The sequence below is a fragment of the Bradyrhizobium sp. CCGUVB1N3 genome, assembly GCF_024199925.1.
In the GTDB taxonomy this organism is placed as follows: Bacteria; Pseudomonadota; Alphaproteobacteria; order Rhizobiales; family Xanthobacteraceae; genus Bradyrhizobium.
Genome location: NZ_JANADR010000001.1, coordinates 5,648,105 through 5,674,865, shown reverse-complemented (window position 1 = coordinate 5,674,865; position 26,761 = coordinate 5,648,105). Strand labels below are relative to the sequence as shown.

Below are 26,761 nucleotides of genomic sequence, written 5' to 3'. Positions count from 1 at the left end.
GTCACCAATTCGTCCGCGACCGCTTACGTGCTCACCCACACCGGCAAGGTCAATCTCACCGGCTATTCCTTTGGCGGCTACTGGACGCACTACCGCCGAACGGCTGGTACGTCGATGCGATCATGCAGGGCACGATCTATCAGGGCCTCGCCACCACGCAGTTCGCGCAGCTGCCGGCGGACGGACATGGCCTCGTCGCCTCGCTGGAGACCGGCTATCCGATCCCGATTCCGCTGCCGTTCGGGCCGTCCTTCGTGATCGAGCTGCAGGGGCAAATCGTGTGGCAGCAGGTCAGCTTCAAAAACGCCAATGACGGTCTCGGCCCGGTCGGGCTCGGCACCACCACGGGCCCGGTCGGGCGGCTCGGCCTGCGCGGGCAATGGACGATCGATGACGCGCGTGGCGTTCGCTGGCAGCCCTATGTCGGCGCCAATGTCTGGCATTCATGGGGCGCGGAAGCGACCACGACGTTCGATGTCGATCGTGTCGAGCTGCTGCAAAATCTGACGCGCACGGAGGTGCTCACCGGCATCACCGCGCGGCTCGACCAGCGCCTCAGCCTCTACGCCCAGGCCAGCTATCAGTTCGTGCGCGATCACGCCGACCACGAAACCCGCGGCGCGGCGCAGGGTAATGTCGGACTGCGTTTTAGCTGGTAGGCGGCGTTTTGCGTCAACGTTGACGCGCGCGAACCGATACGCCCATGGCGTCGAGCAGCCGGAACATCTGATCGTCGCCGATCCTTAAGCCGGCGAAGTCGGCGAGTGTCGTCAGGTTCAATCCGCTCACCTCGGCGCCGGTGAGGTCCGCACCGCCGAGCTTTGCACCATCGAGGATGGCCTGGAACAGGTCGCAGTCCGTCAGGTCCGCGTCGGTCAGGTCAGCGCCGGACAAATCGGCTTCACGAAGCCGGCTGCCGGCAAGGCTGCAACCGGGCAATTTCGCCTCGGAGAGCTCGACCAGATCCATCCTGCAGGCATCAAAGCGCGCCCGTGTCTCGATCTGCTTGCGGCTCAGGGCGCGACTGAAGTCGACCTTGGTGAACTGCGCCCCGGTGAGATTGCATTCCTGCATCTCGACGGCAAAAAGCTCGGTGCGATCGAAGGCAGCGAGAGACAAGTCGCACGCTTTGAACGCGGCTCGTTGCAGATCGCTGAAGGCAAAGCTGGACCGCTTGCCATCCTCACCAGCGAAGCTGCAGCTATCGAAATGCGCGCCCGAAAGGTCTCCATGCGCGAAGCGGCACGACACGAACCTGCAATTGGCAAAGCGCGCGTCCGCAAAGACCGGGTTGGTGAATTGAACCCGCTCGAACACGCATTCGGCGAATGATGCGCCCTCGCAATCCATCTCCGGCCAGCGATCGTCCGTCATCTGGAGCGACTGGACAGGCTTGCCTGCGCTGATCTCTCGGGCGAACGCGTCGATGTCCATGCGGAGTGGCTCTGGGGTGCGTTAGGAAGAGGTGTCTTGGCGAAGAAAAAACAGCAACGCGCGGAGATGACCCCGCGCTCCACTCATTTCATTACACGCACGCCCTTCGTCGTGAATCGCTGCGTCCGGTCGCCCGGGCGCACGGGACGTCGTGTGCCGGCGGCCTTGCCGGTGCCGGGCGGCTGGTGCGCCGGGACGAGTTGATCCGGGCGCGAGCCGATCAAGTCGGCGCGGCCCATCTCCTTCAGCGCCTCGCGCAGCACCGGCCAGTTGTCGGGGTCGTGATAGCGCAGGAAGGCCTTGTGCAGCCGGCGCTGCCGCAGGCCCTTGATCGCTTCGACCTTGTCGCTGCCGTCGCGGCGCACGCCGCGCAGCGGATTGACGCCGGTGTGGTACATCGCCGTGGCGGTTGCCATCGGCGAGGGCAGGAAGGTCTGCACCTGGTCGGCGCGATAGCGGTTCTTCTTGAGCCAGAGCGCGAGGTTCATCATGTCCTCGTCGGTCGTGCCCGGATGCGCCGCGATGAAATAGGGGATCAGGTAATATTTCTTGCCGGCCTGTTCTGCCGCGGCATCGAACATCCGCTTGAAGCGGTTATAGGCGCCGATGCCCGGCTTCATCATCTTGCCGGCACGCCGCCTCGACCTTCGGATCCTTGCACGCCATCCGGTACATGTTCGCGGTGGGACCGCCGATGTCGGAGATCACGCCGGTGAAACCCGGCGTCTTGTCGCGGATTCGCTCGATCTCACGCAGGATCGAGCCTTCCGAGCGGTTCTGGATGATGCGGCCCTCGTGCTCGGTGATTGAGCAGAAGGTGCAGCCGCCGAAGCAGCCGCGCATGATCGTCACCGAGAACTTGATCATCTCCCAGGCCGGGATCTTTGCATCGCCGTAGGACGGGTGCGGCGCGCGGGCGTAGGGCAGGTCGTAGACTGCGTCCATCTCTTCGGTGGAGAGCGGGATCGGCGGCGGGTTCAGCCAGAGGTCGCGATCGCCGTGACGCTGGACCAGTGGCCGCGCATTGCCGGGATTGCTCTCCCGGTGCAGCACGCGTGACGCGCGCGCATAGGCCTCGCGGTCCTGCTCGACCTGCTCGCAGCCCGGCAGCCGGATCACGGTATTGCCGGGGTGGCGCGCCGCGCCCTCGTCGGCGGAGTCGAGATCGTCCGCATGCAGCTCGGTGTAGTCCTCGGGCGCGCGGCGGAACAGCGCGGAGCCCCGGATGGAATCGAGATCGCGCGGCGCCATGCCTTCGGCGAGCCGGTGTGCCACCTCGACGACGGCACGTTCCGCGTTGCCGTAGAGCAGGAGATCCGCCTTGGCGTCGGCCAGCACCGAGCGGCGCACCTTGTCGGACCAGTAGTCGTAATGAGCGATCCGGCGCAGCGAGGCCTCGATGCCGCCGAGCACGATCGGCACGTCCTTGAATGCCTCGCGGCAACGCTGGGCGTAGACGATCGTGCAGCGGTCCGGCCGCCTTCCGCCCTCGCCGCCGGGCGTATAGGCGTCGTCGTGGCGCAACCGCCGATCCGCCGTGTAGCGGTTGACCATCGAATCCATGTTGCCGCCGGTGACGCCGAAGAACACCTTTGGCTTTCCCAGCGCCTTGAACGGCTCGGCCGAATGCCAGTCGGGCTGCGCGATGATGCCGACCCGAAAGCCCTGGGCCTCCAGCAGCCGGCCGATGATCGCCATGCCAAAGCTCGGATGGTCGACATAGGCGTCACCCGTCACCAGCACGATGTCGCAGGCATCCCAGCCGAGCGCCGTCATCTCGGCGCGGCTCATGGGGAGGAACGGCGCGGCCTTGCCGGGGTGGGCCCGGTGGCGGGGCCAGGAACTGAGGGGTTTTGCGGCGCAGGCGGTGGTTTCCATGGGCCCACGCATAAGCCGGGCGTGCCGCGAATTCAATCGACCGGCCCATCAATTTCCGCCTGCCGCCATCAAAATCGCTGCCGCCGCGCGCAGACACCGGCGCCTGGCGCGGGCGCTTGAGCGGGCCGAACCCGCCTGTAACGCCCGCGCTTGAGGTGAGGCCTTAATTGCCGGCCACTTCCTTGATCCGCGCGATCATCTGGTCGACCGCCTGCTCGACCGGCACCTTGTTGGTGACGATGGCGTTCACGGCTTTCACCCAGACGTTCTCGTTGTTGAGCACGGTGAACTTGTAGTTTTTGCTCATCTCATAGCCACCGACACCCGCGAAGAACTGATCGCGCTCGGCACGACGATGCACGTCGGTGTCCCAGAAGGGAGACTTCTGGGCGGTGGTCTTGACCGGGAACCAGCGGCCGAGCGCGCCTTCGACATAGGGCTGCAGGTTCTCGTCGCGCAGCAGGAACGCCACGAACTCCTTGGCCCTGTCCTTGTTCTTCGCCTGCTCGAAGATCATGCCGACCGTCACCGACGCACGGGTATGGACCGGCGTGCCGTCCGGCTTGTTGGGCCAGACGATGGTGCGGATGCGCTCGTAGTAGTTCTTCTTCGCCTCCTCGCGCTGCTCCGCGGTCAGCGTCTCGTTGCTGGCGTCGTCGAGCCACTTGCCGGGGACGGAGATGGTCGAATTGTGCGTCATGATCGTCGTCTTGTTGTGGAAGGCGACGTTGTTGTCGGGATCCTTCCAGCTCGTCGCCGACTGCGGCGTGCAACCCTTTGCGGCGATCTCGACATAGTCCTTCATCGCGGCGACGAGGCCGGCCTTTACCTTGGGATCGTCGACCAGGAGCTTGCCGTTGTCGTCGACGAGCACCACGTTATAGGCGTCCATGAACACCAGGAACGAAATGAAGCTGTCGGTGGCGTCGACGCCCATGGGATGGCCGATGCCGTAGATGCGCTTGCCGGTCGCTTTGCGCACGGCCGGCTGCGCCGTGTCGCACCAGAACGACCAGAAGCCCTTCCAGTCCTTCGGGATGTCCGTCTCCTTGAGACTTGCCTCCTCGAGCATGTCCTTCCAGAAGTGGAGATGCAGCGTCGCCTGCTTGACCGGGAAGGCGTAGTAGGCCTTCGCCTTGGTCTTGTCGTTGTAGAGCATGACCGTTTCGAGCGGATGCGGAGCGAACTCACCCTTGATCGGCTCAAGGATGGAGCCGATATCCACGAGCTTGCCTTCGGAGGCCCACTTGCCGACGCCTTGGAAATTGTAGGTGTCCGCATACGTCACGTCGGGCGGATTGCCGGAATCGAGCGCCGCCACCAGCTTCGGGATCATGTCCTGCGTCGCATATTGCGACAGCTCGACCTTCACGCCGGTCTTGGCCTCAAACTTCTTGATGACGTCGAGCAGCGCGTCTTCCTCGGCCTTGTAGTAGCCCTTGTTCCACCAGACGACGAGCTTCTCCTCCGCGCTCGCGGCCTGTGCCCATGCCGTGCCCAGAAGCACCGACATCGCCACGGTGCACGTCCTGATCGCCTTCCTGTAACCACTCAACACTTCTCGTTTCCTCTCTTCGGCTATGATTTGTTTCGTCACTCACCCCGCCACGGGTGGCTCAAGCGATTTGCAATGCCCTCGCATAGGTCTTGCCCGAATTGGTGATGTGCGTGGTCATCAGCTTCTCGAAAGCGGCGAAGTCGCCGCGCTCGAACAGGCGCAGCAGCGTGAGGTGCTGCTCGAAGGATTCGGGCGTTCGCACGTCGACGGGCGCACTCAGATTGGTGCGCAGCGCGGCGACGCGCCCAGAAACGAGTTGATAGGATTCCTGGAGATAGCGATTGCCGCAATGCGCGAACAGGGCATCGTGGATCGCGCTGTCTGCGCGCCCATAGGCGACGTTGTCCTTGGCCGTGAGCGCCTCTTCCATCGCGGCAATGGCCTGCTCCATTGCGGCGATCGCGCCGGCGCGGTCGTGCGCGAAGGCAAGCTCGGCGGCCTTCGGCTCGATCACGATCCGGAACGTGCAAAGCGCCGTGATGTCCTCCTCGCTCGGCGTAAAGACGAAGCTGCCGACCTGCGGCCGGATCACCACGAGGCCTTGCGCCTGCAACTGGCCCATCGCCTCGCGCACCGGGGTGCGGCTGACGCCGAAGGACTGCGCGACCATCTCCTCGGAAATGGCCGCGCCGAGTGCGAACTCGCCGTCGATGATGCCCTGGCGCAGGCGCAGCATCACGCGCTGCGCCAGCGATTTCGGCGTGTCGAGCTTCAGCGATTTCATCGGTCCTCAGATGACCTTGCCGGGATTGAGCAGATGATCGGGATCGAGCGCGGCCTTCAGCGTGCGCATCAGCGCGATCTCGGCTTCGCTGCGGGCATGGCCGAGCCACTGCTTCTTCAGCGTGCCGATGCCGTGCTCGGCGGAGACGCTGCCGCCCATCTCGCGCACGAGGCCGTAGATGATCGCGTCCATCGCGTCCTTCGGCTGGCGCTCGGTCGGCAGACCCGTCACCCAGGAGACGAGATGCAGATTGCCGTCGCCAATATGGCCGTAATAGACGCTCTCGCAGCCCTCGATGCTGCTGGCGAGCGCCGCCTTGCAGCGCGTGGCGAACTCGTCCATCCGCTTGACCGCGAGGCCGATGTCGTAGGAGAGGTGCGGCCCCAGCACTTGGCCGAACTCGGAACAGATGTCGCGCACGGCCCAGAATTTCTGGGTCTGCGCCAGCGATTGCGCCACCGCCGCATCCGCAAGCAGCCCGCGCTCCATCAGCTCCTCGAGCCAGGCCTGGAAGCGCGGCGCATCGATGCTCTCATCGGTGCCTTGCGCTTCCACCAGCACGTAGAGCCCGTGCCCTGCCGCGACCGGCGGCTTGACGCCGGCGCGCGCCGTGATCACCTCCCAATAATCCGGCCACATCACCTCGAACGCCGACAGCAGCGGGCCGAGCCCGGAGCGCGCGGCATCGAGCAGCGCGACCACGGCGGCATAATCCTTCAGCGCGCACAGGGCGGCCATGGTCGAGCGCGGCTTTGGAAACAGCCGCAGCACCACGCGCGTGATGATGCCGAGCGTGCCTTCCGAGCCGATGAAGAGATGCTTCAGGTCGTAGCCGGCATTGTTCTTCATCAGCTTGTTGAGGTTGGTGATGACCGTGCCGTCCGGCAGCACGACCTCGAGCCCGAGCACCAGCTCGCGCGTCATGCCGTAGCGGATCACGCGGTTGCCGCCGGCATTGGTGGAGAGGTTGCCGCCGATCACACAGGAGCCGCGCGATCCCAGATCGAGCGGGAAGAAGAAGCCGGCCTCGTCGGCCGCCTTCTGGATCGTCTCCAGCGGCGTGCCCGCCTTCACCGTCATGGTCGCGGAGGCGCGATCGATCTCCTCGATGCCGGTCATGCGCTCCAGCGAGATCGCGACCCAGCCGGGCTCGGGCGAGGCGCCGCGGCAGAGGCCCGTCAAGCCGCCCTGCGGCACGAACGGCAGGCCTGCCTTGCGGCAGGTCGCAATGGCCGCGGCGACGCCGGCCGCGTCCACCGGGCGGATCACCGCGAGCGGTGTTTGCGGCAGGCTCGCGCTCCAGTCGTTGCAATTGCGCGCCGGCACCTCGTTGCCGATCAGCACGGCTTGCTGGCCAAGCCGGTCGCGCAGATCGCGCAGCATGTCCTCAGGGCGTTCGAGCAGCGATGTCATTGCGGGGCCTCTGTTACCGGGTGTCGCCGCCGCCCATGCATTTTTGGTGGCGCGACCCGCTTCACGATGGAATTGCGGCGATGTTGTATGTAAGGTACAAGAAGTAAATGGGAACGCCAAGCAGGTTCCGCGCTTTTCCAAAAGAGCAAGCCTGATCAAAGCCTTAGAGAAATAGCTGTCACAAAGGATATGTCATGACTGACGCAATTCGCGGGTTCTGGGTCGCCACGCCGACGCCGCTGACGGCCGAGGGAGCCGTTGACCCCGTCCGATTGGCGGACCACGCGCTTCGGCTTTTCAAGAAAGGCGTCAACGGCGTCGTGGTGTTCGGCACCACCGGCGAAGGCACCTCATTCAATGTTGCAGAGCGTATCGCGACCGTGGAGGCCTTGCTCAAGGCCGGCGTCGCTGCCGATCGCATCGGCATCGGCGGTGGTTTTCCTGCGATCAGCGACAGCATCGCCTTGACGCGTTCGGTGCTGAGCCTCGGTCTGCGCCACGTTTTGGTGCTGCCGCCCTATTTCGACCGCAGCATCGGCGCGGAGGGAATCGAGGACGCGTTCGCGGCGATTTTCGATGGCGTCGCGGATGATCGCCTGCGCGCCTATCTCTACCACATCCCGCAAGTCTCCGGCGTCGCCATCCCGACGACGGTGGCAGCGAGCCTTCGCAAGCGCTACGGCCAGCTCGTTGCCGGCCTCAAGGACTCCAGCGGCGACTTCAAGCAATTCCAGGCATTCCGTGCAGCGGCCCCCGAGCTCGCCATCACCGTCGGCAATGAAGCCGACATCACCCGCGCCATCGCGGCGGGCGGCGCCGGCACCATCTGCGGCATGGCCAACATCGTGCCCGAGCTCGTCAAGGGCATGGTCGACGGCAAGGACGTCGGGGCACGCATGCAGGCGGCGATCGATATCGTCGTCAAGACGCCGTCGTTGGTCGCGACGCTGAAAGCCATTCTCGCAGCACAGACCGCCGATCCCGGCTGGCTGCGCGTGCGTCCGCCGCTTCGTGGCCTCTCCGACGGCAAGGCGCTGAAGGCGCAGATCGACGCGCTGGTGAGTCCCGCGATCGCGTGACCGCAGCGCGGCGCATCACGCCAGCGCGCAGCGCTCCGCGATGATGCCGCCGATGGTCCGGGCGAAGGCCATGTTACGGCCTTCGGCAATGCCGAGCGCAAGCTCGACCGGATTGAGGTCGGGCAGCTCGGCGTGCGCATGGGTGCGCTTCAGCGATTTGCGCGCACCGAGCCTTGCCGGGAGCGCGGCATAGCCGAGGCCGGCGCGAACGGCGGCCACCAGCGCTGACAGGCTGCGTGCCTCGCAGGCGATGATCCAGTCTCGGCCCGTCAGACGCAGGCTGCGGAGCGCCTCCTCGCGATAGGCGCATCCTTCCGCGAACGCCACCAGCGGGAGCGCATCGCCATGCCCGCCACGCGCCGAAGTGGCGTCTCCGAACCAGATCATGGATTCGAACGCGATCGCGGCACCCGCTTCGTTCGACGGCGCGCGCTTGAAGAAAGCGAGATCGAGCCGGCCCCGGCCGACATCCTCGGCGAGCCGCGCCGACAGGTCGGTGTGCAGCGAAAGCCTCGCCCCGGGACAGCGCGCGCGGATCTCGGAGAGAATAGAGGAAAAATCGCGCTCCAGAAAATCCGCCGGCATGCCGAGCCTGATCCGCTCACCCGCGGCTGGCCGGCGCACGGCGGCGACCGCCCGCTCGTTGAGCGCGACGATCTCGCGCGCATGCGCGACGAACTCGGTGCCCCGCGCGGTCGGGCCGATCACGCGACCGCGCACCCGCTCGAGCAGGGGATGGCCGACCAGGCCTTCGAGGCGGGCGATCTGGAGGCTGATTGCGGATTGCGAACGGCCGACCCGCTCGGCAGCACGTGAAAAGCTCTTCAGGTCGACGATCGCGATCAGGGAGCGGAGCGTGTCGATATCGAGGGTGGTCGGCATGAGGGCAGCTCCCGGAAATCAGCCCGCTGACTGCGCGCGGGTCCAGATGAGAGTTATCAATAAGGTGATTGCGGAAATCAATTTCTCGATTGCGCCGCCTGCCGGCTATTTCTCCGTGCTTCGAACCCTGGATCAGGACGAATCCGGGTTGGCACGGAGAGCAAATGCAACGTCGCAATCTTCTGAAGGGCCTGGGCCTCACGGCTGCCGTAGCCACCGCGCCTGCCATGGCCCAGGACCGGCAATCGGCGCAGATCGCATCGTCCTCGCTCTGGCCGGCGCCGCAACTGGCGACGGCGGATCGGCTCGGCCACTGCCGTGTCGGTACGGGCCTGGCGGTCTGCGTCCTGCTGCACGAATGGCTCGGCGATCACGTCAACTGGGAGCCGGTGCTGCCCTATGTCGATCCCGCCCGTCACACGCTCATCGTCATGGACTTGCGCGGCTACGGCTGGTCACGCGCGGCGACCGGCAACTACACGTTGGATGAAGCCACCGCGGACGTCCTGCGCACGGCCGATCAGCTCGCGCTCACGCGTTTCCATTTGGTCGGACACTCGATGTCGGGCCTCGTGGCGCAGAAGATCGCGCTCACCGCCGCCGCGCGGATCCAGAGTGTCACGCTGTTCTCGCCGGTGCCGCCGACCGGCTTCCACGCCGACGAGGCCGCGCTGAAGGCGCTGAACGCCGTGATCGACCAGGACGAGGCGGCTGCGCGGGCGATCACGGCAAGGACCTCGAGCCGCTATGGTGCCGGCTGGCTGAAGCGCAAGCTAACCATCGCGCGCGAGGCTGGCACGGTCGAGGCGATGCGCGGCTATCTGAAGATGTTCACGACCTCATCGATCACCGAGGATCCGCAACGACTCGCGGCGCCGCTTCATGTCGTGAACGGCGCGCTCGACATCGCCTTCTATCGCGGCGAGCCCTCGCACAACGCGTTCGCCATTGCCTATCCGCGCGTGACGTTCGAGACCATCGACGATGCCGGTCACTACACGATGCTGGAAACCCCCGTGCGAGTTGCGAGCATCATCGAGAAGCAGGTGGCCGCTGCCGGCTGATAGCGCCAGTTTGCTCTGATATCATGTCTCCGTTGCCAAGGGCGATTACGACGCCCGCACGGAGATTCGGATGGTTCTGGTCAGATCGCTGCTTGCCTGTATCGCTTTGGTTTTCGTCACGCCCGCTCTCGCTGCGCCGCCTTGCAAGGAGCCGGAAGCAGGCGGCAAGGGTGCGCCGATGCTCTCGCCGCCGACTGCGAACGTCGTGACCGGAACGGGACGGCTGCAATTCTATTCGGCTCCGAATCCCGCCTGCGCCATCAGCGGCATATTCGTCATCCCCAAGGACGAGTTGATCGCCTATGCACAGACCGACGACGGCTGGTCGTCGGTGATGTACACCAACCCGCGAACGGGGAATGCCGTGTCCGGCTGGGTCAGATCGGCGCGGCTGAAGGAAACGGGAACAGTCGGCCCGAAGCAGTGAGCGCATGGAGCGGCTAGCCAAGGCCGCGGCAATGGTCCAAAAGCGGCAGGCTCATTCTCGCGAGGACCCGCCGCTCCATGAAGCTTCCCACCGTCACCCCTGCCGACATTCGTCGCGCGCTCCTGCTGCGCGAGGAGATCGCGCTGCTCGATCTCAGGCACGAGGCGGCGTTCGCCAGCGGCCATCCCCTGTTTGCCGCCAACATGGCAGAGGGACGCATCGCGATCGAGGCCGAGGCGAGGCTGCCGCGCAAGGACGTGACGATCGTTCTTTATGATGACGGCGAAGGTCTGGTCGGACCCGGCGCCGAGCGCCTGCGCGCGCTGGGCTACAGCAACGTCCGCGCATTGGACGACGGCCTCAAGGCGTGGAGCGCGGCCGGCTACGAAGTGTTCGAGGACGTCAACTCCTATGCCAAGGCCTTTGGCGAGCTTGTCGAGGCGCGCCGTCACACGCCCTCGCTCAGCGCCGACGAGGTCGCAAGCCTGATCGCCGACAAGGCCAATGTCGCGATCCTCGACGTTCGCCGCTTCGACGAATATGCGACCATGAACATCCCGGGCTCGGTCAGCGTGCCCGGCGCCGAACTTGTGCTGCGCGCGGGCCGCGCGGCGCCCGATCCAGACACCACCATCATCGTCAATTGCGCCGGCCGCACGCGCTCGATCATCGGCACACAGTCGCTGATCAATGCGGGCGTCCCCAACAAAGTGCGCGCGCTGCGCAACGGCACGATCGGCTGGACTCTTGCCAGGCACTCGCTCGAGCACGGCGCCGGGCGGCGCGGTGCGGTCGGGTCGTTCGAGGGCGCCGCGGCCAATGCCCGCGACGTCGCCTATCGTGCCGGCGTTCGCCACATCGGCGCGGGCGAGGCGGCGGCGCTCGCTGCGCAAACCTCGCGGACGCTGTATCGCTTCGATGTGCGCGACGCCGAGGAATATGCGACCGGTCACCTCGCCGGCTTCCGCCATTACGCCGGCGGTCAGCTCGTTCAGGAGATCGACATGGCTGCGCCCGTGCGCGGTGCGCGCATCCTTTTGACCGACGACAAAGGCGTGCGCGCCGACATGACGGCGTCCTGGCTGGCGCAGATGGGCTGGGAGGTCTACGTGCTCGAAGGCGGCTATGACGGCGCGCTGGAAATGGGGCCGCCGCAAGTGCTGCCCAAGCCAGATCCCGCCCACCGGTATCGACGTCCCTACGAAGGGACCGATGTCGCTGAACGCGCGATGCAGGCCTATCTCGACTGGGAATACGGCCTCGTCGAGCAGCTCCGCCGCGACGCGACGCATGGATTTTACGTGATCTGAGCGGGCGCATGCAGGCCGGGCGAGAGATCAAGATGCCCCGCCATCTTGTGTCCAGGTGAAAATCATATTGTCTTCCGCCCCGCCGGCGACTAAGCCGCGCGCGAAGGCGATACCCACGGAGATCCCATGTCAGCCACAGGCCAGACCCCTGAGAGGACTGCGAAAGCCCTGCTGCTTGAAGGCGTCAATGACAGCGCAGCGGACCTGTTCAAGGGCGCCCGCTTCACCAATGTCGAGCGGTTGACCAAGGCGCTCGACGGCGAGGCGCTGCGGCAAGCCGTAAAGGGCGTATCGCTGCTCGGTATCCGCTCGCGCACCCAGCTCACCGAGGATGTGCTCGCCGCCGCCGACGAGCTTCTTGCGGTCGGCTGCTTCAGCGTCGGCACCAATCAGGTCGATCTGCTCGCCGCCCGCAAGCGCGGCATCCCCGTCTTCAATGCGCCGTTCTCCAATACGCGCAGCGTCGCCGAGCTCGTCATCGGCGAGATCGTGATGCTGCTGCGGCAGATCTTCCCGCGCTCGGTCGCGGCGCATGGCGGCGGCTGGGACAAGTCGGCGACCGGCAGCCGCGAGGTGCGCGGCCGTACGCTCGGCATCATCGGCTATGGCAATATCGGCTCGCAGCTCTCCACCCTCGCGGAAGCCATGGGCATGCGGGTGATCTTTTTCGACCGCACCGACAAGCTGCGTCACGGCAACACCGAGCCGGTCGAGAAGCTCGATGACCTCCTGGCCCAGAGCGACGTGGTCAGCCTGCATGTGCCGGAAACGCCGGAAACCGCGGGCATGATGGGCGAGCGCGAGCTGCGGCTGATGAAGCCGGGCTCGTTCCTGATCAACAACAGCCGCGGCACCGTCGTCGACCTCGATGCGCTGGCGCGCGCCTTGCGCGACGAGCACATCGCCGGCGCCGCCGTCGACGTCTTCCCGGTCGAACCCTCCTCGAACGCCGATCGCTTCAAGAGCCCGCTGCAAGGTCTGAGCAACGTGATTCTCACGCCGCATATCGGCGGCTCCACGGAGGAGGCGCAGGAGCGGATCGGCGGCGAGGTGGCCCGCAAGCTCGTCGACTATTACGTCACCGGCTCGACCATGGGGGCGGTCAATTTCCCGGAGGTGCAGCTCCACCTCCGCCCCACCGGCGCTCGCTTCAGCCACGTCCACCGCAACGTGCCGGGCATGCTGCGTCGGCTGAACGAGGTCTTCTTGCAGCGTGACGTCAACATCGCCGCCCAATATCTGGAGACGCATGGCGAGCTCGGCTACGTCGTGCTCGACGCCGATCTTGGTGGCCAGGATTCGAACGAGCTGCTCCGGCAGATCCGCGCGCTCGACGGCACGATCGGCGCGCGGCTGGTGTTCGAGCACTGACGCGAACGGGTTGACGGCGTTTCGTATCACGACGCTGTGACGCATCGGGGCGGGCTTCGCCGTTGCGCGGCCCACCTTCCGCTTTCTACACTACCTGTGGTTAGCCGGGGCGCTGAAGGTCAAGTCTCGTCGTACAAGTCTCGTCGTACAAGTCTCATCGAAGTTGAGCTTAAGTTGCGTGAGGGCGGACACGATGACCCGAGATCGCATACCGATCGACCTTGCACTTCAAGGCGGAGGCTCGCACGGAGCGTTCACCTGGGGCGTGCTCGACCGCCTTCTCGAAGAGACTTGGCTTGATGTCGTCGCGATCTCCGGGACCTCCGCCGGAGCGATGAACGCCGCGGTGCTGGCCGACGGATGGACGGCGGGCGGCGCCAAAGGTGCGCGCGAGGCGCTGGACCAATACTGGCGCCGCGTTTCGCGCGCCGCCGCGTTCAGTCCGTTGCAGCGCTCGCCGCTCGATCGCCTGATGGGGCGCTGGACGCTCGACACCTCGCCGGCCTACGTCTTCACCGACCTGATGTCGCGGCTGTTCTCGCCCTACGATCTCCCGGTCGATTACAATCCGCTGCGCAAGGTGCTCGCCGAGAGCATCGATTTCGAACGCCTCGCGCGTTCCGAGGTCAAGCTGTTCATCACGGCGACGCGGGTGCGCACCGGCCGTGGCCGGATCTTTCGCAACGCCGAGATCACGGCCGACGTTCTCCTGGCCTCGGCCTGCTTGCCGACCATGTTCCGCGCCATCGAGATCGACGGCGAGCCCTATTGGGACGGCGGCTTCGCCGGCAACCCGACGATCACGCCGCTGGTCCGCGAAAGCGACGCCTACGATACCATCCTGGTGCAGATCAATCCGACGGAGCGGCCGGAAGACCCGCGCACCGCGGCGGAGATCCTCAACCGGCTCAACGAGATTTCGTTCAACTCGCCGCTGATGAAGGAGCTGCGCATGATCGCGCTGCTCCGTCAGGCGGCCGATCCAGGAAGCGGCGAGGGCGCGCGCTGGGCGCGGATGAGGACGCACCGGGTCAAGAGCGATATTCTGACGAGGTTCGGCGCCTCCTCCAAGCTGAACGCGGAATGGGAGTTCGTCTCGATGCTCCGCGCCGAGGGCCGGCGGGCCGCGAGCGAATTCCTCGAACGTCACGGCGAGGACATCGGCCAGCGCTCGACGGCCGATCTCGATGTCCTTCTGGCGGAGTGCTGAGACGTGGGGCTTCTCGGCATTCTCGTCGGGCTCGGCCTGCTCGTGGTGCTGGCCTTCCGCAGCTGGAGCGTCCTGCTGCTCGCCCCATTCGCGGCGCTCGTTGCCGCGGCATTCGGCGGCCAGCCGCTGCTCGCCAATCTGACGCAGGTCTTCATGGCGAGCGCCGCGGGCTTTTTGGCGCAGTTCTTTCCGATCTTCCTGCTCGGTGCCGTCTTCGGCAAGCTGATGGATGACAGCGGCGCGGTGACGGCGGTCGCCACCTTCATGGCACAGCGGCTCGGCGAGCAGCGCGTGATCCTCGCAGTCGTGCTGGCCGGTGCGCTGGTCACCTATGGCGGCGTCAGCCTGTTCGTCGCGTTCTTCGTCATCGCGCCGATGGCACAGTCGCTGTTCCGCGCAGCCTCCATTCCACGCCGGCTGATCCCGGCGGCGATCGTGCTGGGCACGTCGACCTTCACGATGTCGGCGCTGCCGGGCACGCCGTCGATCCAGAACGCGATTCCGATGCCGTTTTTCGGTACGACGCCGTTCGCCGCACCCGGGCTCGGCATCATCGCCGCACTCGTCATGCTCGGCGTCGGATTGTGGTGGCTGCAGCGGGCGGAGGCGCAAGCCCGTCGCGCAGGTGAGGGTTTTGGCGACGCGCAAGGCACGGCCGAGCATGTCGTTGACAATGAAATGTTGCGCGAGCGTGCGACCACCGCGCGCGAATTCGATCCCGCCGAGATCCGCCGCGGCCGTCGCAGCGAAGCGCCGTCGCCGGTCTTGAGCGCGGTCGTGCCGCTCATAGTGGTGGTGGCCGTCAATCTCGTGATGTCGCTCCTGGTGTTGCCGCGGATGGACTTCTCGTACCTTGCCGAGCAACGCTGGGGCGGCACGTCCTTGTCCGCCGTCGCCGGCGTATGGTCGGTCTCGGTTGCGCTCGCCACCGCGATCGTCGTGGCCATTGCCATGAACTGGGCGAGGCTGGCCTCGCTCCGGCAGACCATGGATGCCGGCGCCAATGCCTCCGTGCTCCCGGCGCTCAGTGTCGCGAGCCTGGTTGGATTCGGGGCCGTCATCGCCGCACTGCCGGCTTTCGAGACGGTGCGCGACTGGGTGCTCGCAATCGAGGGGGGACCTTTGGTGTCGCTTGCGGTTGCGACCAACATTTTGGCCGCGCTGACCGGTTCGGCATCCGGCGGCCTCACGATCGCGCTCGATGCGCTCGGCCAGACCTATGTGGAGATCGCCGCGCAGACCGGCGTTGACCTCGCGCTGATGCACCGCGTGGCGGTGATCGGTTCGGGTACGCTGGACATCCTGCCGCACAACGGCGCGGTGGTCAGCCTGCTCGCGATCTGCGGACTGACCCACCGCGACAGCTACCGGGATATCGTGATGGTCGGCATCGTCTCGTCCCTGCTGGCGCTGGTCATCGTCATCGCGCTGGGCAGCGTCGTGGGATCGTTCTGACGACGCGCAATCCCGCGCCTGTGATTGACGGACGGCCGCACGCTGCGTTGAATGCGCCCGCTTGCCGTTGATAACAAGAAAATCCGGGTGGAAACGATGACGCGTTCTCAGATCAGCGCAACCGTGTGTTTCGCGAGCCTGCTGGTGGCGTTGACTCATGTCGACGGCGCATCCGCGCTGACGTTGGCCGAGGATGCCGACACCGTCTGCAAGGGCCTTGCCTCGGGCGTCGGTGCGGTCAAGATCGACTCCGCGACGCTCCAGGCGCCGTCGCCGCTCACCGTCGCCGAACGCGGACCGATGCCGTCGGCACGCGTCACCCCGGCCAGTCCTGCTTTCTGCAAGGTGCTCGGTCACATCGAGCCTGCGGACCCGAAAGCGCCGCCGATCAGGTTCCAGATCAACCTGCCGGTCGAATGGAACGGGCGCTCGCTGCAATATGGCGGCGACGGATTCAATGGCGTTCTGATCACCGGGCTCGGGTTGCCGCCGGCCTATCCCTTCGACAAGCCGTCGCCGCTTGCGCGCGGCTTCGTCACCTATGGCACCGATTCCGGTCATGAGACCAAGCCGGGCGAGCCGCCGCAGGCCTTCGCGCTCAACGACGAGGCGTTCGAGAACTTTGCGCACCGCGCCTACAAGAAGGTGCGCGACGCCGCCGTCACCCTGATCGAGCGCGCCTACGGCAAAAGACCTGAGAAGATGTACTTCATGGGCTCGTCCGAGGGCGGTCGCGAAGGTCTGACCATGGCGCAGCGTTACCCCGAGGATTTCGATGGCATTTTCTCGCGCGTGCCGGTCATCAACTGGGTCGGCCTGCAGCATGCCGGCACCCGGTCGGGCCTGGCGACCATGGGCGACGGCTGGATCCGTCCGGCCCAGGTGAAGCTCGTGGCTGACGCCGTGCGCGCCGCCTGCGACAAGGCCGACGGCCTAGCCGATGCGTTGGTGGAGAATCCCGTCGGCTGCAAAGCGACCTTCAAGCCGCAGGCGCTGCGCTGCGCGAGCGGACAGAGTGGCGATCAATGCCTCACCGACGCGCAGATCAAGGCGATCGACACGCTGCACGGCGCTTACAAATTCCCGTTCCCGCTCGCCAACGGCCTCGATGACTATCCGGGCTGGGGCGTGTCGGGCGAGGATACGCCATCCGTCGGCCCGACCGGCGGATGGACGGCCTGGTGGCTCGGCACCGCGGCGCCCGCGCAGCCGCCGGCGCCGAACAACGGCTTCGCCTGGGTCTACGGCGCGGGCACCATTCAATATGTCTTCGCTCGCATTCCGGAGCTCGACGTCACCACCTACAAGCCCGAGGACCACAAGGCGCGGCTGCTCGAAATCTCCCAACTGATGGACTCGACCAACCCCGATCTCAGCCGTTTCCGCGCGCATGGCGGCCGCCTGATCATGCTCGAGCATATGGCCGACTATGCGCAGAGCCCCTATGCCGGCATCCGCTATTTCGAGAACGTCGAGCGCTTGATGGGCTCGGCGACGACGGATCTGTTCGCAAGGCTCTACACGGCGCCCGGCGTCGACCATCTCGGCTCCGGCGCGCCGGCCAATGTCGATATGCTGAGCGTGCTGGTCGACTGGGTCGAGAAGGACAAGGCGCCCGGCGATCTCGAGGTCATCGAGCAGAAGGTCGAGGCGCCGTCCTTCGCGGTCGTCCGCGCGCTGCCGCTGTGCCGCTGGCCGGCCTGGCCGCATTACAGTGGCGGCCCGGCGACGGAGGCTGCGAGCTTCTTCTGCGCGCCGTAACCGCGGCGTGTCGACGACGCCAAAGCGCGATGAGATTGGGATGAATCGTCATCGCGCTTTAGGTTATTGTTTGAGCATGATCTCCGCGCAAACGCGTTCCGCGTTTGTCGCGAGGGAAAACCGCTTCACACTTTTCCGGATCATGCTCCAACCGGCGGCGGCGATTTATCCCGCCGCCATCGCCTGCGCGCCGCCGAGCAGCTGCGCATTGAGGCGACCGCCGGAGAACAGCATCTCGTCGAGCGCCTCATTGATATCGGCGGAGATGACGGAATTGCCGCCGTCGCGCGCGAGACTCGCCTGCGCTAGCCGCCGCATCAATTCCTTGATGAAGGCACAGCTCGTGCCCTCGCTGCGCCGCGCCGCCTCGGTGACGATGGCGTCATCGAGCGGCAGCCCCTTGCCGTAGAGCCGAACCAGCTTGCTGCGGCCGATTTCGTCGGGGAGAGGCACTTCGATCGCCTGGTCGATGCGGCCGGGCCGGCCGGCGAGCGCACCTTCGAGGTCCTCCGGCCGGTTGGTGGTCAGGACGAACAGGATGTCCGCGTCCTCCTTCAGCCCGTCCATCTCGTTGAGCAATTTGTTCAGGAGGGATTCCTCGCACGGTCCCATCTCATCGCGGTCGCGGGCGATGAGATCGACATCCTCGATCACCACCATCGAGGGCTGGAGAAGCCGCGCCAGGCTCATATAGGCGCCGAGAAGGCCCATCTGCTCGGCGGTGATGATCAGGGTCGTATGCCCGGGCAAGTGCGTCGCGAGATAGCGGATCGTGTGCGTCTTGCCGGTGCCGGGGGGGCCGTACAGCAAAATGCCCTTGCGCGTCGACTGGCCGAGCCGGCGCAATTGATCGCGGGTGCCGACGAATCTCAGGACGTTGCGATCAAGCAGCCGCAAGGTCTGCTCCGGCAGGATCACCTCGTCGCGTGCCACCGGCGGCAGGCGATGCACGGTGATGCCGCGCGAGCGGCCGCGATAATCGCTGTCGGCGTCGAGCGAGAGGATCTTGCCACGATAGGTGCGTGCGGCCTGCACGGCCTGCTCCAGCTCGCCGAAGCATCGCTGGACGAGGGCCGCGCCCGCGGCACCCGAGGGCACGGCGATTTCGATCCGGATTCCGCTCTCACGGCTGTATTCGCGATGCGCGCAGAGCAGCACCGCGTAGCGGAGATCGCCCTGCGTGCAAAGCCACAGCCCGTTGTCGAGGCACTTGACCGGATTCTTCTCGCCAATGTCGAGATCGAAATACTGGAGCGGCGCAATCGCCTGCGCATGGCGACCGTCGCGCAGAAGCCGTGCTATCGACAGCGTCTCGTAGCGTTGCTCGTCGTTGATGCCGAACAGCCGGATCGCGGAGGCGAACAGCCGATCGACGGCCGCCTGGATGTCTGCGCGCATGTGTCCCGGAAACTGGCGGACCGTGGTCACGAGCTTGCTGCGTGGAACGCCGGCGAATTGCCGGTCCAGTACCTCGCAGGCATATTCGAACTCCTCTTCTTCCGGCTCATTGCCGGGGTTGCCTGCCGCTCGCATGCATTCGTTGCACAGCCAGATCGTACGGCTCCCGAGTCGCACGTCGGTCTGCGCCTCGGGCTTGCCGCAAAGCTCGCAAGTCGTCTTGACCGGCTCGAGCGTGATCCGCAGGCCGTGACCTGCAAATTGAATGTGCTGCAGCGCGGATTTGAGCAGTGCATCGGCGACGGAGCGCGGGTAGGGGCCGCAGCCGGCCTTTTCCTCCTGCTCAATCCGGGTCATCAGCGCGAGCGCTTCACGCTCCGACTTGCCGAAAACCCGGCGCAGCAACTCGATCACAAATTCTTCCGGCGTATCTTCGTCATCATGAAACACGAGCTGGGCCGGCCCGCTTTCGCTGTGCATATCACTCATCATGAAATTAACTCGTGTTACAACTTATGCTTGAATGGAACAAAGAAAGAACACAAAAAGTGGCGGCCGTCAAGCGTGACGGCCGCTCAAAAAAACAGGATGGTCGAAGCCTAATGCGCCGGCCCGCCCGCTGCCTTGACCTGTCGCGTCAGCAGCACGGCGATCGCGGCCACCACCAGCACCACGCCGATCACGGCGAATGTGTCGGAAAAGCCCATCACCAGCGCCTGGCGTTTCACCAGCTTGCCGAGCGCGATGATGGCCTGCTCGTGTGCGGCGTTCGGGTCCGGCACGCCATGTGCGGTGAAATAGTTCGTGAGCTGCGCGATGCGTCCGCGGACCTCTTCGCGACCGAGTGTGACCGACTGCCCGATGACGTTGGAGTGGAACTGCTCGCGCTTGGTGACGATGGTCGCGAGCACCGCGGTGCCGATCGCGCCGCCGAGGTTGCGCATCATGTTGGAGATGCCGGAGGCGGCGGCCGCGTCTTGCGGCGCGACGCTGCCGAGGCTGAGCGCGGAGAGCGGCGCCAGCGTCAGCGCCTGGCCGACAGCCCGCACGACGTTGGGCGCGAGGAACTGATCGCCCGCATAATCGAGCGACATCATGATGTTCATGAAGGAGCTCGTGGCGAACAGCAGCAGGCCGACGGTCGCGATATAGCGAGCGTCGAAGCGCTGCATCAGCTTCGGCACCAGCGGAATCAGCAGAAGCTGCGGCAGGCCGGTCCAGGCCAGCACGTTGCCGATCTGCTCGGCATTGTAGCCCTGCACCTGGCCGAGATAGGCGGGCAGCAGATAGACCGAGCCGAACAGGGCGAAGCCGAGGAATACCGAGGCGATCGTGCCGACGCCGAAATTCCATTGCGTCAGCAGCCGCAGGCGCAGAAGCGGCTTTTCCACGACCAGCTCATTGTAGATGAACAGTGCGAGGCTGACGGCCGCGACAATGGCAAGTCGCACGATGAAGGGCGAGCCGAACCAGTCGTCCTTGTTGCCTTCCTCGAGCACGGCCTGGAGCGAGGCGAGGCCGACCGCCATGGTGGCGATGCCGAACCAGTCGCCTTCGCGCAGCAGGCCTAGCTGAAGCGGCTGGCGCTCCAGCGTGAAGAACAGCGTCGTCACCATGACCGCGGTCGGCACGACGTTGACGAAGAAGATGGTCTGCCAGCCGTAATTCTCGGTGAGATAGCCGCCGATGGTCGGGCCGATCGCGGGCGCGAAGGTCACCGCGAGCGAGAACATCGCAAGCCCAATCGGTTGCTGACCTTTCGGCAGCCTGGTGAAGACGAGCGTGAAGGCCATCGGGATCAGCACGCCGCCGAAGAAGCCCTGCAAGCCGCGCATCGCGATCATCGAGGGCAGGTCGTGGGTGAAGGCGCATGCGACGGAGAATGCCGCAAACAGCGTCGCAAAGCTCAGGATGATGTTACGGAACGAGAACACGCGCGACAAATAGTCGGTGAGCGGGATCACGATGATCTCGCCGATCAGATAGGACGTCGAGATCCAGGAGCCGTTGTCGACGCCGGTGCCGATGCCGCCCTCGATATTGAGCAGCGAGGCGTTGGTGATCTGGATGTTCAGGATCGCCATGAAGGCGCCGATCATCGCCGCGAAGACGGCGATCCAGATCGTGGCGCTGGCGCGGTTCGGATCGGCGACGACGCGATCAGGCGTCGCGGCCGGAATCGAGCGTGCGGGCGCGGGGATTGTGAGGCTGTTGGACATGGCGCGACCCTCCGGAGGTCTGGTTTGCCTTGGTCTGATTTGCCTTGGGTGCAGTCACTGCCAGCGCGGCAGGCGCGCTGGAGCGCGTCGCAATCGTCGGGATCACGGACATGCCCGGACGCAGCGCGATCGACGGCGCGTTCTCGGCATCCAGCGCGATCCTGACGGGGATGCGCTGCACCACCTTGGTGAAATTGCCGGTGGCGTTGTCGGGCGGCAGCAGCGCGAACTCCTGACCGCTTGCGGGTGCGATCGAATCGACATGGCCGTGCACGACCTGGCCCGGGAACATGTCGACCTCGATGTCGACTGTCTGGCCGGCATGCACGTGGGTGAGCTGGGTCTCCTTGAAGTTGGCGACCACATAGGCGCCGTCGGTCGGTACGATCGACATCAACTGCGTGCCGGCCTGCACGAACTGGCCGAGGCGAAGGGTGCGGTTGCCGACCACGCCGTCGATCGGGGAGACGACCGTGGTGTAGCCAAGATTGAGCTCGGCCTGGCGCTGCACGGCCTCCGCGCGGGCGAGAGCGGCCCTGGCCTGCACAATCTCGGCTTTCAACAGATCGACCTGCTTGAGGGCCGAGGTGAGATTGGCGGTGTCACGTTGGATGGCGGCGTTCGCACCGGCATCGCGCGCCTGCGCCTGCTGCGCGTTCTGCACGCTGCCGAAGCCCGTCGCGGCGAGGTCCGTGTAGCGCTTGTTCTCTTGGCTCGCGAAGGTCTTGGTTGCGGTGTCGACGTCGATCGTCGCCTTGGCCGCCGCGATCACCGCCTGCTGAACCTCGAGCTGCGCCTCCTTGCTCGTGATGGTGGCGCTGGCGGCCGCAACGTCGGCGCCGGCCTGATCGAGCGCGACCTTGAAGTCGCGGTCGTCGATCCGGGCCAGCACCTGGCCCGCCTTCACTTGCTCGTTATCGGCGACCGCGACCGCGACGAGGTAGCCGCTGACCTTGGGCGCGATGGTGGTGTTGTCCGCCTTCACATAGGCGTCATCGGTGGAGACGAGGTAGCGGCCGACCGTCCAGTAGTCCCAGCCGTACCAGCTCGCGCCGGCCAGCGCCGCGGCTGCGACGCCCGCCAGCAACAGCTTGCGAAGGTTGAACTTTCTGGATGGAGCGGACGCTGTTTCGGCAGGCAGCAGGCTCTCCGGCACGCTGGCCGGAACCCCCGTGGCTTCGATCTTGGATGGGCTGGTGTGGACGGTCATGGAGGGCTCCCTGAATTAGGAAACTTGACGATTTCCAAAATAGGGCTAAGTTGAAAACTGTCAATGGAATGACAGGCATCATGTAAAAACATGGCTCAGGAAAAATCTTCCAGCGAATACCGCCCCCGTGGACGGCCGCCGCTGCGCGATGACAGCGAGACGCGTCAGATTATCTTCGACGCCGCGCGGCACGCTTTTGCCGAGAACGGCTACGCCGCCACCAGCACCGAGGAGCTGGCCCGCCGCGCCGGCATTTCCACCAAGACGCTCTATCGGCTGTTTCCGGCCAAGGCGGCGCTGTTCGAGGCCATGGTCGCCGACCGGCTCGACCGTCAGCTTTCCGACGTCCAGCTCAAGGGCATCGATCACCCCGACATTGCGGAGGCTCTTTCCACCGCGTTGCTCGCCTGCGCCGACCTCGCGCTTGATCCGGAGGTCGTCGCTCTCCAGCGCATCGTGCTCCAGGAATCCGCGGCGTTTCCGGATCTTGCCGTGGCGTTCTATCGCAACGGCATCGCGCGTACCGCGGCCGCTCTTGCGCGCTGGCTGCGAGTCCAGGTGAAGGCGGAGCGCCTGGCTCTCGACAATGTCGAGGAGGCCGCCGGCATGCTGATCGGCATGGCCGTCTCGGCCCCCCAGCGCGCCGCGATCTATGGCGGCGTGCCGCTGCCACCGCGCAAGGAAATCGAGCGCCGCGTCCGCACCGCCGCCGCTCTTTTCCTGGACGGCTGTCGCGCCACAACGGCGTGACGCCCGCGCCGCTTTACAGGCTGGCCTCATCGATCTATATATATTTCGTATGCGAAATAAATTGGAGCGCGCGTGACGGCGGCACGGCACCATCGGCTGATCTACCTCCTGAACGTTGCGCAGCGCCGGCTGCAGCGCTTCATGGCGGCGCAGCCGGAGAGCGAGGTGACGCCATCCCAGGCCGGGCTCCTCTTCGTCCTCGGCCGGCAAGACGGCGCCTTGATTGGCGAGGCGGGGGCCGCGCTCGATCTTGGGCCGGCTGGCATCTCCGGCCTCGTCGACCGGATGGCCGCGGCAAGGCTGGTCGAGCGGCGGGCCGACCGCGAGGACGGCCGCGCCTGGCGCGTCTGGCTCACGCCGAAGGGCCGCGCGGTCCAAGTGCGGGCGAAGGCGGCCGCGACGGAAATCAACGCCGCGCTGACGGAAGGATTTTCCAGCGCCGAGATCGACATCGTCGCGCGCTGGCTGACGAGCATTCAGACCAAGTTTCCACGAGCAACAGACGAATGAGAGGAGCCGTCCCATGACCGAGCATGTCCGGACCGAGATGACCAATGGCGTGCTGACGCTGACCCTGGCGCGCCCCGACAAGAAGAATGCGCTGACCGATGCGATGTACGGCAAGCTCGCCGATACCATCGAGGGCGCCGAGACCGATCCGTCGGTCCGCGTGCTCTTGATCCGCGGTGAAGGCGACATGTTCACGGCGGGCAACGACGTTGGCGAATTCGCCGCGGTCGCCACCGGCAAATCCGAAGGCAGCCGCAATGTCATCAGGTTCATCCAGTCGCTGGCGCGCTGCACGCGCCCGCTGGTCGCGGCCGTCCAGGGCCGTGCGGTCGGCGTCGGCACCACGATGCTCCTGCACTGCGATCTCGTCGTGCTCGCCGACGACGCGCTGTTGTCGACGCCGTTCGTCAGCCTCGCATTGGTGCCGGAGGCGGCCTCGAGCCTGTTGATGCCGTTGCGCATCGGTCACGTCCGCGCCTACGAGATGTTCGCGCTTGGCGAGGCCGTGCCGGCCAAGACCGCGCTCGAATGGGGGCTCGCCAGCCGGGTCGTGGCGCTCGACAAGCTCGAGGCCGAGGCTGCCACGCTCGCGCAGCGCCTTGCGAAGCAGCCGGCCGGCGCGCTGATCGCCACCAAGCGGCTGATGCGAAACGGTGAGGCGCTGGTCGCGCAGATGACGGCCGAAGGCGAGCAGTTCGCACAGCGCCTGCGCACCGCCGAGGCCCGTGAGGCCTTCATGGCCTTTGCCGAGCGCCGGCCGCCGGATTTCACGAAGGTTGCGTGATCTGGTGTGGCCGGCGTTCCGCGCCGGCCAGCTCACTCATTCGTCCACACCAACCACCCGTTGCGGCAAATTTGCATTGCAGCCAATTCGACTAAAAACTTAACGAAGCATTGGCAGGTCACCCGGCAAAGTGGCCGTCCAAACTGGGCGCCCTGCCAATGACGATGATCAAGAAATCGGTAAGCACGCTTCTCCTGGTATTGATGGCTCTGCTGGCCGTAGGTGCGCTGACCAGCACGGCGATCCAGATGACCGGAGCCATCGGTCGCTATCGTGACAGCCAGGAGACCGGACGGCTGGCTGCCGCCGACAAGGCAATCTTCCACGGCGTGCTGTCGCTGCGGACCAACCGCGGTGATGCCCAGAGCGCGCTGCTCGGCGAGGACGATCCGCGCAACCGCCTGGCCGAGGTCGAGAAGCTCGAGCAGGCCGGTTTTGACACCATCGTGGCTGCCATCGAGACCATCGAGTTTGCCCGTCGGGAGGAGCTTGCAAGCACGCTGAAGCAGCGCTGGGGCGAGGCCGCACCGCAGTTCCGCCTGTTCTTCGACGAAGCTGCGCGTCCGCGCGCCGAGCGCAAGATCGATCGTACCAATTCCTGGTACGAGGCCGTCGGCAAGACCATCGATACGGCGAACCTCGCCTCGACCGCGGTCTCCAACCGGGCCTGGATGAACGATCCCTTCATTGCCCGGATGATCCAGGTTCGCCGCCTCGCCTGGCAGGTGCGCGACCGCTACGGCGTCCAGTGCTCGGCGCTGCGCCCCAACGTCAATTCGAGCAAGCCGCTCGACGAGGCCCAGAAGCTGAACGTGGCGCAGTGGAACGGTACGGTCGGCGCAGGCTGGACCGGGATCGAGGAACTCCTCGCCGCGCCTGATGTGACCGCAGATCTCGTCTCCGCTGCAAAGGAAGCGCGCGCGAAAACCGACTCGGTCGTGCAGCAGATTTCGCAGCTCACCAGGAATTTCGACGGCAGCGGTCGTCCGGCCGTCTCCGCCCAGGAGTGGAATGCGCTCTGCCAGTCGCCGTTCGGGCCGATCGTGGCCGTCGCGACCAAGGCGTTGGACCAGTCGATCGCGCGCGCGGAAGCGGTGCAGGAGACGGCGCTCGCCAAGCTCGTGATGCAGTCGCTGGCTTTCCTGGCGGCGCTGACCGTGACCCTGGCCGGCGTATTCGTGGTGCGCAATCGCCTGGTGCGGCCGGTGCAATCGCTGATGGGCGCGATCGCACGGATCAGCGCCCGTGACTACGCAACGCCGGTGCCGCAGTCGAAATATCCCGACGAGTTCGGCACGATGGCGTCAGCGCTCGAGAGCCTGCGCGAGAGCGCGGCGACGGCGGAACGGCTCGGTCAGGAGCGCGAGGCGCAGCAGGCCCAGCAACTCGTTCGCTCGGGCGCGGTCGACGCGGCCTGCCGGCGCTTCGACGACACCGTGCAGGCGGTGATCCACAGCGTTGCCGAATCGACGCGGGAGCTCGATGCCACCGCGACGGGTGTGCGTTCGCTGGTGTCGGAGTCGAGCAACCAGACGGCTGCGGTGTCGTCCGCGGCCGAGCAGGCCACCAACAATCTCGAGACGATTGCGGCCGCGACCGAGGAGCTGTCGGCATCGGTCGGCGAGATCTCGGCGCAGGTGCAGGCCAGCGCGCGCGAGGCGCGCGAGGCGGTCGCGCAGGCCGAGCAGACCAACGCCACCGTCGAGATTCTGGACCAGACCGCCGCGCGCATCGGCGAGGTCGTGAAGATGATCAGCGCCATCGCAGGCCAGACCAACCTCCTGGCGCTGAACGCCACCATCGAGGCGGCGCGTGCCGGCGAGGCAGGCCGGGGCTTCGCCGTGGTCGCCGGCGAGGTCAAGAGTCTCGCGTCGCAGACGGCGACCGCGACCGAGGAAATCTCGCGCCAGGTCGCGGAGATCCAGTCCGCGACGGGGCAGGCGGTGTCCGCGATCCGGTCGATCGGCGGGGCGATCGGCGGCATAGACGAGAAGATGACGGCGATTGCTGCGGCCGTCGAGGAGCAGCGCGCGGCGACCACCGAAATCTCGCGCAACTTCCAGCAGGCCGCGCTCGGCACCAGGGAGGTGACCGACACCATCGGCAGCGTCGCCAGCCTCAACCGCGAGACCGGCAATGCCGGCACCGTGTTGACGGAGTCGGTCAAGAAGATGTCGGCCGATGCCGACCACCTGCGCGTGGCGGTCGAAGGCTTCCTCGGCGCCGTTCGTTCGGCGTAGCTCATCAGATCTGAAGTTCCCGCCGCGATCGGCATTGCCGCAGGTGCGCGACCGCGCTAAATGGTAGCGGTACCATGCTCGCGC

General features: G+C 66.0%; 21 protein-coding genes and 1 pseudogene. 13 read left to right on the top strand and 9 right to left on the bottom strand.

Translation table 11 applies throughout. From position 1 onward, the window contains the following. Positions 1–122 precede the first annotated feature (122 nt). A complete protein-coding gene (locus tag NLM33_RS27070) occupies positions 123–659 on the top strand; it encodes an autotransporter outer membrane beta-barrel domain-containing protein (protein ID WP_254100472.1) in 537 nt (178 codons plus the stop codon). 13 nt (positions 660–672) lie between these two features. Here the strand turns inward: NLM33_RS27070 and NLM33_RS27065 are convergent, their stop codons facing one another. The 5 genes and pseudogenes from NLM33_RS27065 to NLM33_RS27045 form a co-directional block, all read right to left on the bottom strand. Further along, positions 673–1,434: a pentapeptide repeat-containing protein gene (locus tag NLM33_RS27065; protein WP_254100471.1), complete on the bottom strand. Its 762-nt coding sequence runs from the start codon at positions 1,432–1,434 to the stop codon at positions 673–675. A gap of 83 nt (positions 1,435–1,517) precedes the next feature. Further along, a pseudogene (locus NLM33_RS27060) lies at positions 1,518–3,312 on the bottom strand (YgiQ family radical SAM protein). 163 nt (positions 3,313–3,475) lie between these two features. Beyond that, on the bottom strand, positions 3,476–4,825 hold the full coding sequence (locus NLM33_RS27055) for an ABC transporter substrate-binding protein (RefSeq protein ID WP_254105895.1): 1,350 nt from the start codon (positions 4,823–4,825) through the stop codon (positions 3,476–3,478). 103 nt (positions 4,826–4,928) lie between these two features. Next, on the bottom strand, positions 4,929–5,594 hold the full coding sequence (locus NLM33_RS27050; RefSeq protein WP_254100469.1) for a GntR family transcriptional regulator: 666 nt from the start codon (positions 5,592–5,594) through the stop codon (positions 4,929–4,931). 6 nt (positions 5,595–5,600) lie between these two features. After that, positions 5,601–7,007, bottom strand: coding sequence for an FAD-binding oxidoreductase (locus tag NLM33_RS27045; RefSeq protein ID WP_254100467.1), 1,407 nt, complete (start codon positions 7,005–7,007; stop codon positions 5,601–5,603). 194 nt (positions 7,008–7,201) lie between these two features. On the opposite strand from NLM33_RS27045, the gene NLM33_RS27040 reads away from it, so the two are divergent. Next, entirely contained in the window at positions 7,202–8,086 is an 885-nt protein-coding gene (locus tag NLM33_RS27040) for a dihydrodipicolinate synthase family protein (protein WP_254100465.1), read from the top strand. Positions 8,087–8,101: 15 nt separating this feature from the next. Here NLM33_RS27040 and NLM33_RS27035 read toward each other — a convergent pair whose 3' ends face one another. Next, complete coding sequence (locus NLM33_RS27035) at positions 8,102–8,968, bottom strand: LysR family transcriptional regulator (protein WP_254100463.1); 867 nt, start codon at positions 8,966–8,968, stop codon at positions 8,102–8,104. Between the two features lie 164 nt (positions 8,969–9,132). Here NLM33_RS27035 and NLM33_RS27030 point away from each other — a divergent pair, with 164 nt between their 5' ends. From NLM33_RS27030 to NLM33_RS27000, 7 genes are all read left to right on the top strand, one after another. Next, the gene (locus NLM33_RS27030) at positions 9,133–10,032 is read left to right on the top strand and encodes an alpha/beta fold hydrolase (RefSeq protein WP_254100461.1); all 900 of its coding nucleotides are present in this window, start codon (positions 9,133–9,135) and stop codon (positions 10,030–10,032) included. A 70-nt stretch (positions 10,033–10,102) separates the two neighbouring features. Further along, positions 10,103–10,459, top strand: a complete 357-nt coding sequence (locus tag NLM33_RS27025) for a hypothetical protein (protein ID WP_254100459.1) — start codon at positions 10,103–10,105, stop codon at positions 10,457–10,459. Positions 10,460–10,536: 77 nt separating this feature from the next. Continuing rightward, positions 10,537–11,769, top strand: coding sequence for a rhodanese-like domain-containing protein (locus NLM33_RS27020; protein WP_254100457.1), 1,233 nt, complete (start codon positions 10,537–10,539; stop codon positions 11,767–11,769). Positions 11,770–11,895: 126 nt separating this feature from the next. Next, the gene (gene serA / locus NLM33_RS27015) at positions 11,896–13,140 is read left to right on the top strand and encodes a phosphoglycerate dehydrogenase (protein WP_254100455.1); all 1,245 of its coding nucleotides are present in this window, start codon (positions 11,896–11,898) and stop codon (positions 13,138–13,140) included. Between the two features lie 193 nt (positions 13,141–13,333). After that, complete coding sequence (locus NLM33_RS27010; RefSeq protein WP_254100453.1) at positions 13,334–14,350, top strand: patatin-like phospholipase family protein; 1,017 nt, start codon at positions 13,334–13,336, stop codon at positions 14,348–14,350. Between the two features lie 3 nt (positions 14,351–14,353). After that, positions 14,354–15,805 (top strand): GntP family permease, encoded by a 1,452-nt coding sequence (locus NLM33_RS27005; RefSeq protein WP_254100451.1) that lies wholly within the window; start codon positions 14,354–14,356, stop codon positions 15,803–15,805. Positions 15,806–15,901: 96 nt separating this feature from the next. Continuing rightward, complete coding sequence (locus NLM33_RS27000) at positions 15,902–17,566, top strand: tannase/feruloyl esterase family alpha/beta hydrolase (protein ID WP_254100449.1); 1,665 nt, start codon at positions 15,902–15,904, stop codon at positions 17,564–17,566. A gap of 165 nt (positions 17,567–17,731) precedes the next feature. Here the strand turns inward: NLM33_RS27000 and NLM33_RS26995 are convergent, their stop codons facing one another. From NLM33_RS26995 to NLM33_RS26985, 3 genes are all read right to left on the bottom strand, one after another. Continuing rightward, entirely contained in the window at positions 17,732–19,456 is a 1,725-nt protein-coding gene (locus NLM33_RS26995) for an ATP-dependent Clp protease adaptor ClpS (RefSeq protein WP_254100447.1), read from the bottom strand. Positions 19,457–19,563: 107 nt separating this feature from the next. Then, positions 19,564–21,183 (bottom strand): DHA2 family efflux MFS transporter permease subunit, encoded by a 1,620-nt coding sequence (locus NLM33_RS26990; RefSeq protein ID WP_256570556.1) that lies wholly within the window; start codon positions 21,181–21,183, stop codon positions 19,564–19,566. After that, entirely contained in the window at positions 21,125–22,393 is a 1,269-nt protein-coding gene (locus NLM33_RS26985; protein WP_254100445.1) for an HlyD family secretion protein, read from the bottom strand. The genes NLM33_RS26990 and NLM33_RS26985 overlap by 59 nt, the downstream gene beginning before the upstream one ends. A gap of 90 nt (positions 22,394–22,483) precedes the next feature. On the opposite strand from NLM33_RS26985, the gene NLM33_RS26980 reads away from it, so the two are divergent. The 4 genes from NLM33_RS26980 (at position 22,484) to NLM33_RS26965 (ending at position 26,677) form a co-directional block, all read left to right on the top strand. Further along, positions 22,484–23,143, top strand: a complete 660-nt coding sequence (locus NLM33_RS26980; protein WP_254100443.1) for a TetR/AcrR family transcriptional regulator — start codon at positions 22,484–22,486, stop codon at positions 23,141–23,143. A 141-nt stretch (positions 23,144–23,284) separates the two neighbouring features. Beyond that, positions 23,285–23,653, top strand: a complete 369-nt coding sequence (locus tag NLM33_RS26975; protein ID WP_254105893.1) for a MarR family winged helix-turn-helix transcriptional regulator — start codon at positions 23,285–23,287, stop codon at positions 23,651–23,653. Positions 23,654–23,666: 13 nt separating this feature from the next. Continuing rightward, positions 23,667–24,437 (top strand): enoyl-CoA hydratase, encoded by a 771-nt coding sequence (locus NLM33_RS26970; RefSeq protein ID WP_254100441.1) that lies wholly within the window; start codon positions 23,667–23,669, stop codon positions 24,435–24,437. Between the two features lie 158 nt (positions 24,438–24,595). Further along, on the top strand, positions 24,596–26,677 hold the full coding sequence (locus NLM33_RS26965) for a methyl-accepting chemotaxis protein (protein WP_254100439.1): 2,082 nt from the start codon (positions 24,596–24,598) through the stop codon (positions 26,675–26,677). Positions 26,678–26,761: the final 84 nt, after the last annotated feature.

What these genes read in the sequence shown, in the direction of transcription:
- NLM33_RS27070 (WP_254100472.1), top strand. Translation starts at nt 123, where the DNA reads ATGCAGGGCACGATCTATCAGGGCCTCGCCACCACGCAGTTCGCGCAG.
- NLM33_RS27065 (WP_254100471.1), bottom strand. Translation starts at nt 1,434, where the DNA reads ATGGACATCGACGCGTTCGCCCGAGAGATCAGCGCAGGCAAGCCTGTC.
- NLM33_RS27055 (WP_254105895.1), bottom strand. Translation starts at nt 4,825, where the DNA reads ATGTCGGTGCTTCTGGGCACGGCATGGGCACAGGCCGCGAGCGCGGAG.
- NLM33_RS27050 (WP_254100469.1), bottom strand. Translation starts at nt 5,594, where the DNA reads ATGAAATCGCTGAAGCTCGACACGCCGAAATCGCTGGCGCAGCGCGTG.
- NLM33_RS27045 (WP_254100467.1), bottom strand. Translation starts at nt 7,007, where the DNA reads ATGACATCGCTGCTCGAACGCCCTGAGGACATGCTGCGCGATCTGCGC.
- NLM33_RS27040 (WP_254100465.1), top strand. Translation starts at nt 7,202, where the DNA reads ATGACTGACGCAATTCGCGGGTTCTGGGTCGCCACGCCGACGCCGCTG.
- NLM33_RS27035 (WP_254100463.1), bottom strand. Translation starts at nt 8,968, where the DNA reads ATGCCGACCACCCTCGATATCGACACGCTCCGCTCCCTGATCGCGATC.
- NLM33_RS27030 (WP_254100461.1), top strand. Translation starts at nt 9,133, where the DNA reads ATGCAACGTCGCAATCTTCTGAAGGGCCTGGGCCTCACGGCTGCCGTA.
- NLM33_RS27025 (WP_254100459.1), top strand. Translation starts at nt 10,103, where the DNA reads ATGGTTCTGGTCAGATCGCTGCTTGCCTGTATCGCTTTGGTTTTCGTC.
- NLM33_RS27020 (WP_254100457.1), top strand. Translation starts at nt 10,537, where the DNA reads ATGAAGCTTCCCACCGTCACCCCTGCCGACATTCGTCGCGCGCTCCTG.
- serA (WP_254100455.1), top strand. Translation starts at nt 11,896, where the DNA reads ATGTCAGCCACAGGCCAGACCCCTGAGAGGACTGCGAAAGCCCTGCTG.
- NLM33_RS27010 (WP_254100453.1), top strand. Translation starts at nt 13,334, where the DNA reads ATGACCCGAGATCGCATACCGATCGACCTTGCACTTCAAGGCGGAGGC.
- NLM33_RS27000 (WP_254100449.1), top strand. Translation starts at nt 15,902, where the DNA reads ATGACGCGTTCTCAGATCAGCGCAACCGTGTGTTTCGCGAGCCTGCTG.
- NLM33_RS26995 (WP_254100447.1), bottom strand. Translation starts at nt 19,456, where the DNA reads ATGATGAGTGATATGCACAGCGAAAGCGGGCCGGCCCAGCTCGTGTTT.
- NLM33_RS26990 (WP_256570556.1), bottom strand. Translation starts at nt 21,183, where the DNA reads ATGTCCAACAGCCTCACAATCCCCGCGCCCGCACGCTCGATTCCGGCC.
- NLM33_RS26985 (WP_254100445.1), bottom strand. Translation starts at nt 22,393, where the DNA reads ATGACCGTCCACACCAGCCCATCCAAGATCGAAGCCACGGGGGTTCCG.
- NLM33_RS26980 (WP_254100443.1), top strand. Translation starts at nt 22,484, where the DNA reads ATGGCTCAGGAAAAATCTTCCAGCGAATACCGCCCCCGTGGACGGCCG.
- NLM33_RS26975 (WP_254105893.1), top strand. Translation starts at nt 23,285, where the DNA reads ATGGCGGCGCAGCCGGAGAGCGAGGTGACGCCATCCCAGGCCGGGCTC.
- NLM33_RS26970 (WP_254100441.1), top strand. Translation starts at nt 23,667, where the DNA reads ATGACCGAGCATGTCCGGACCGAGATGACCAATGGCGTGCTGACGCTG.
- NLM33_RS26965 (WP_254100439.1), top strand. Translation starts at nt 24,596, where the DNA reads ATGACGATGATCAAGAAATCGGTAAGCACGCTTCTCCTGGTATTGATG.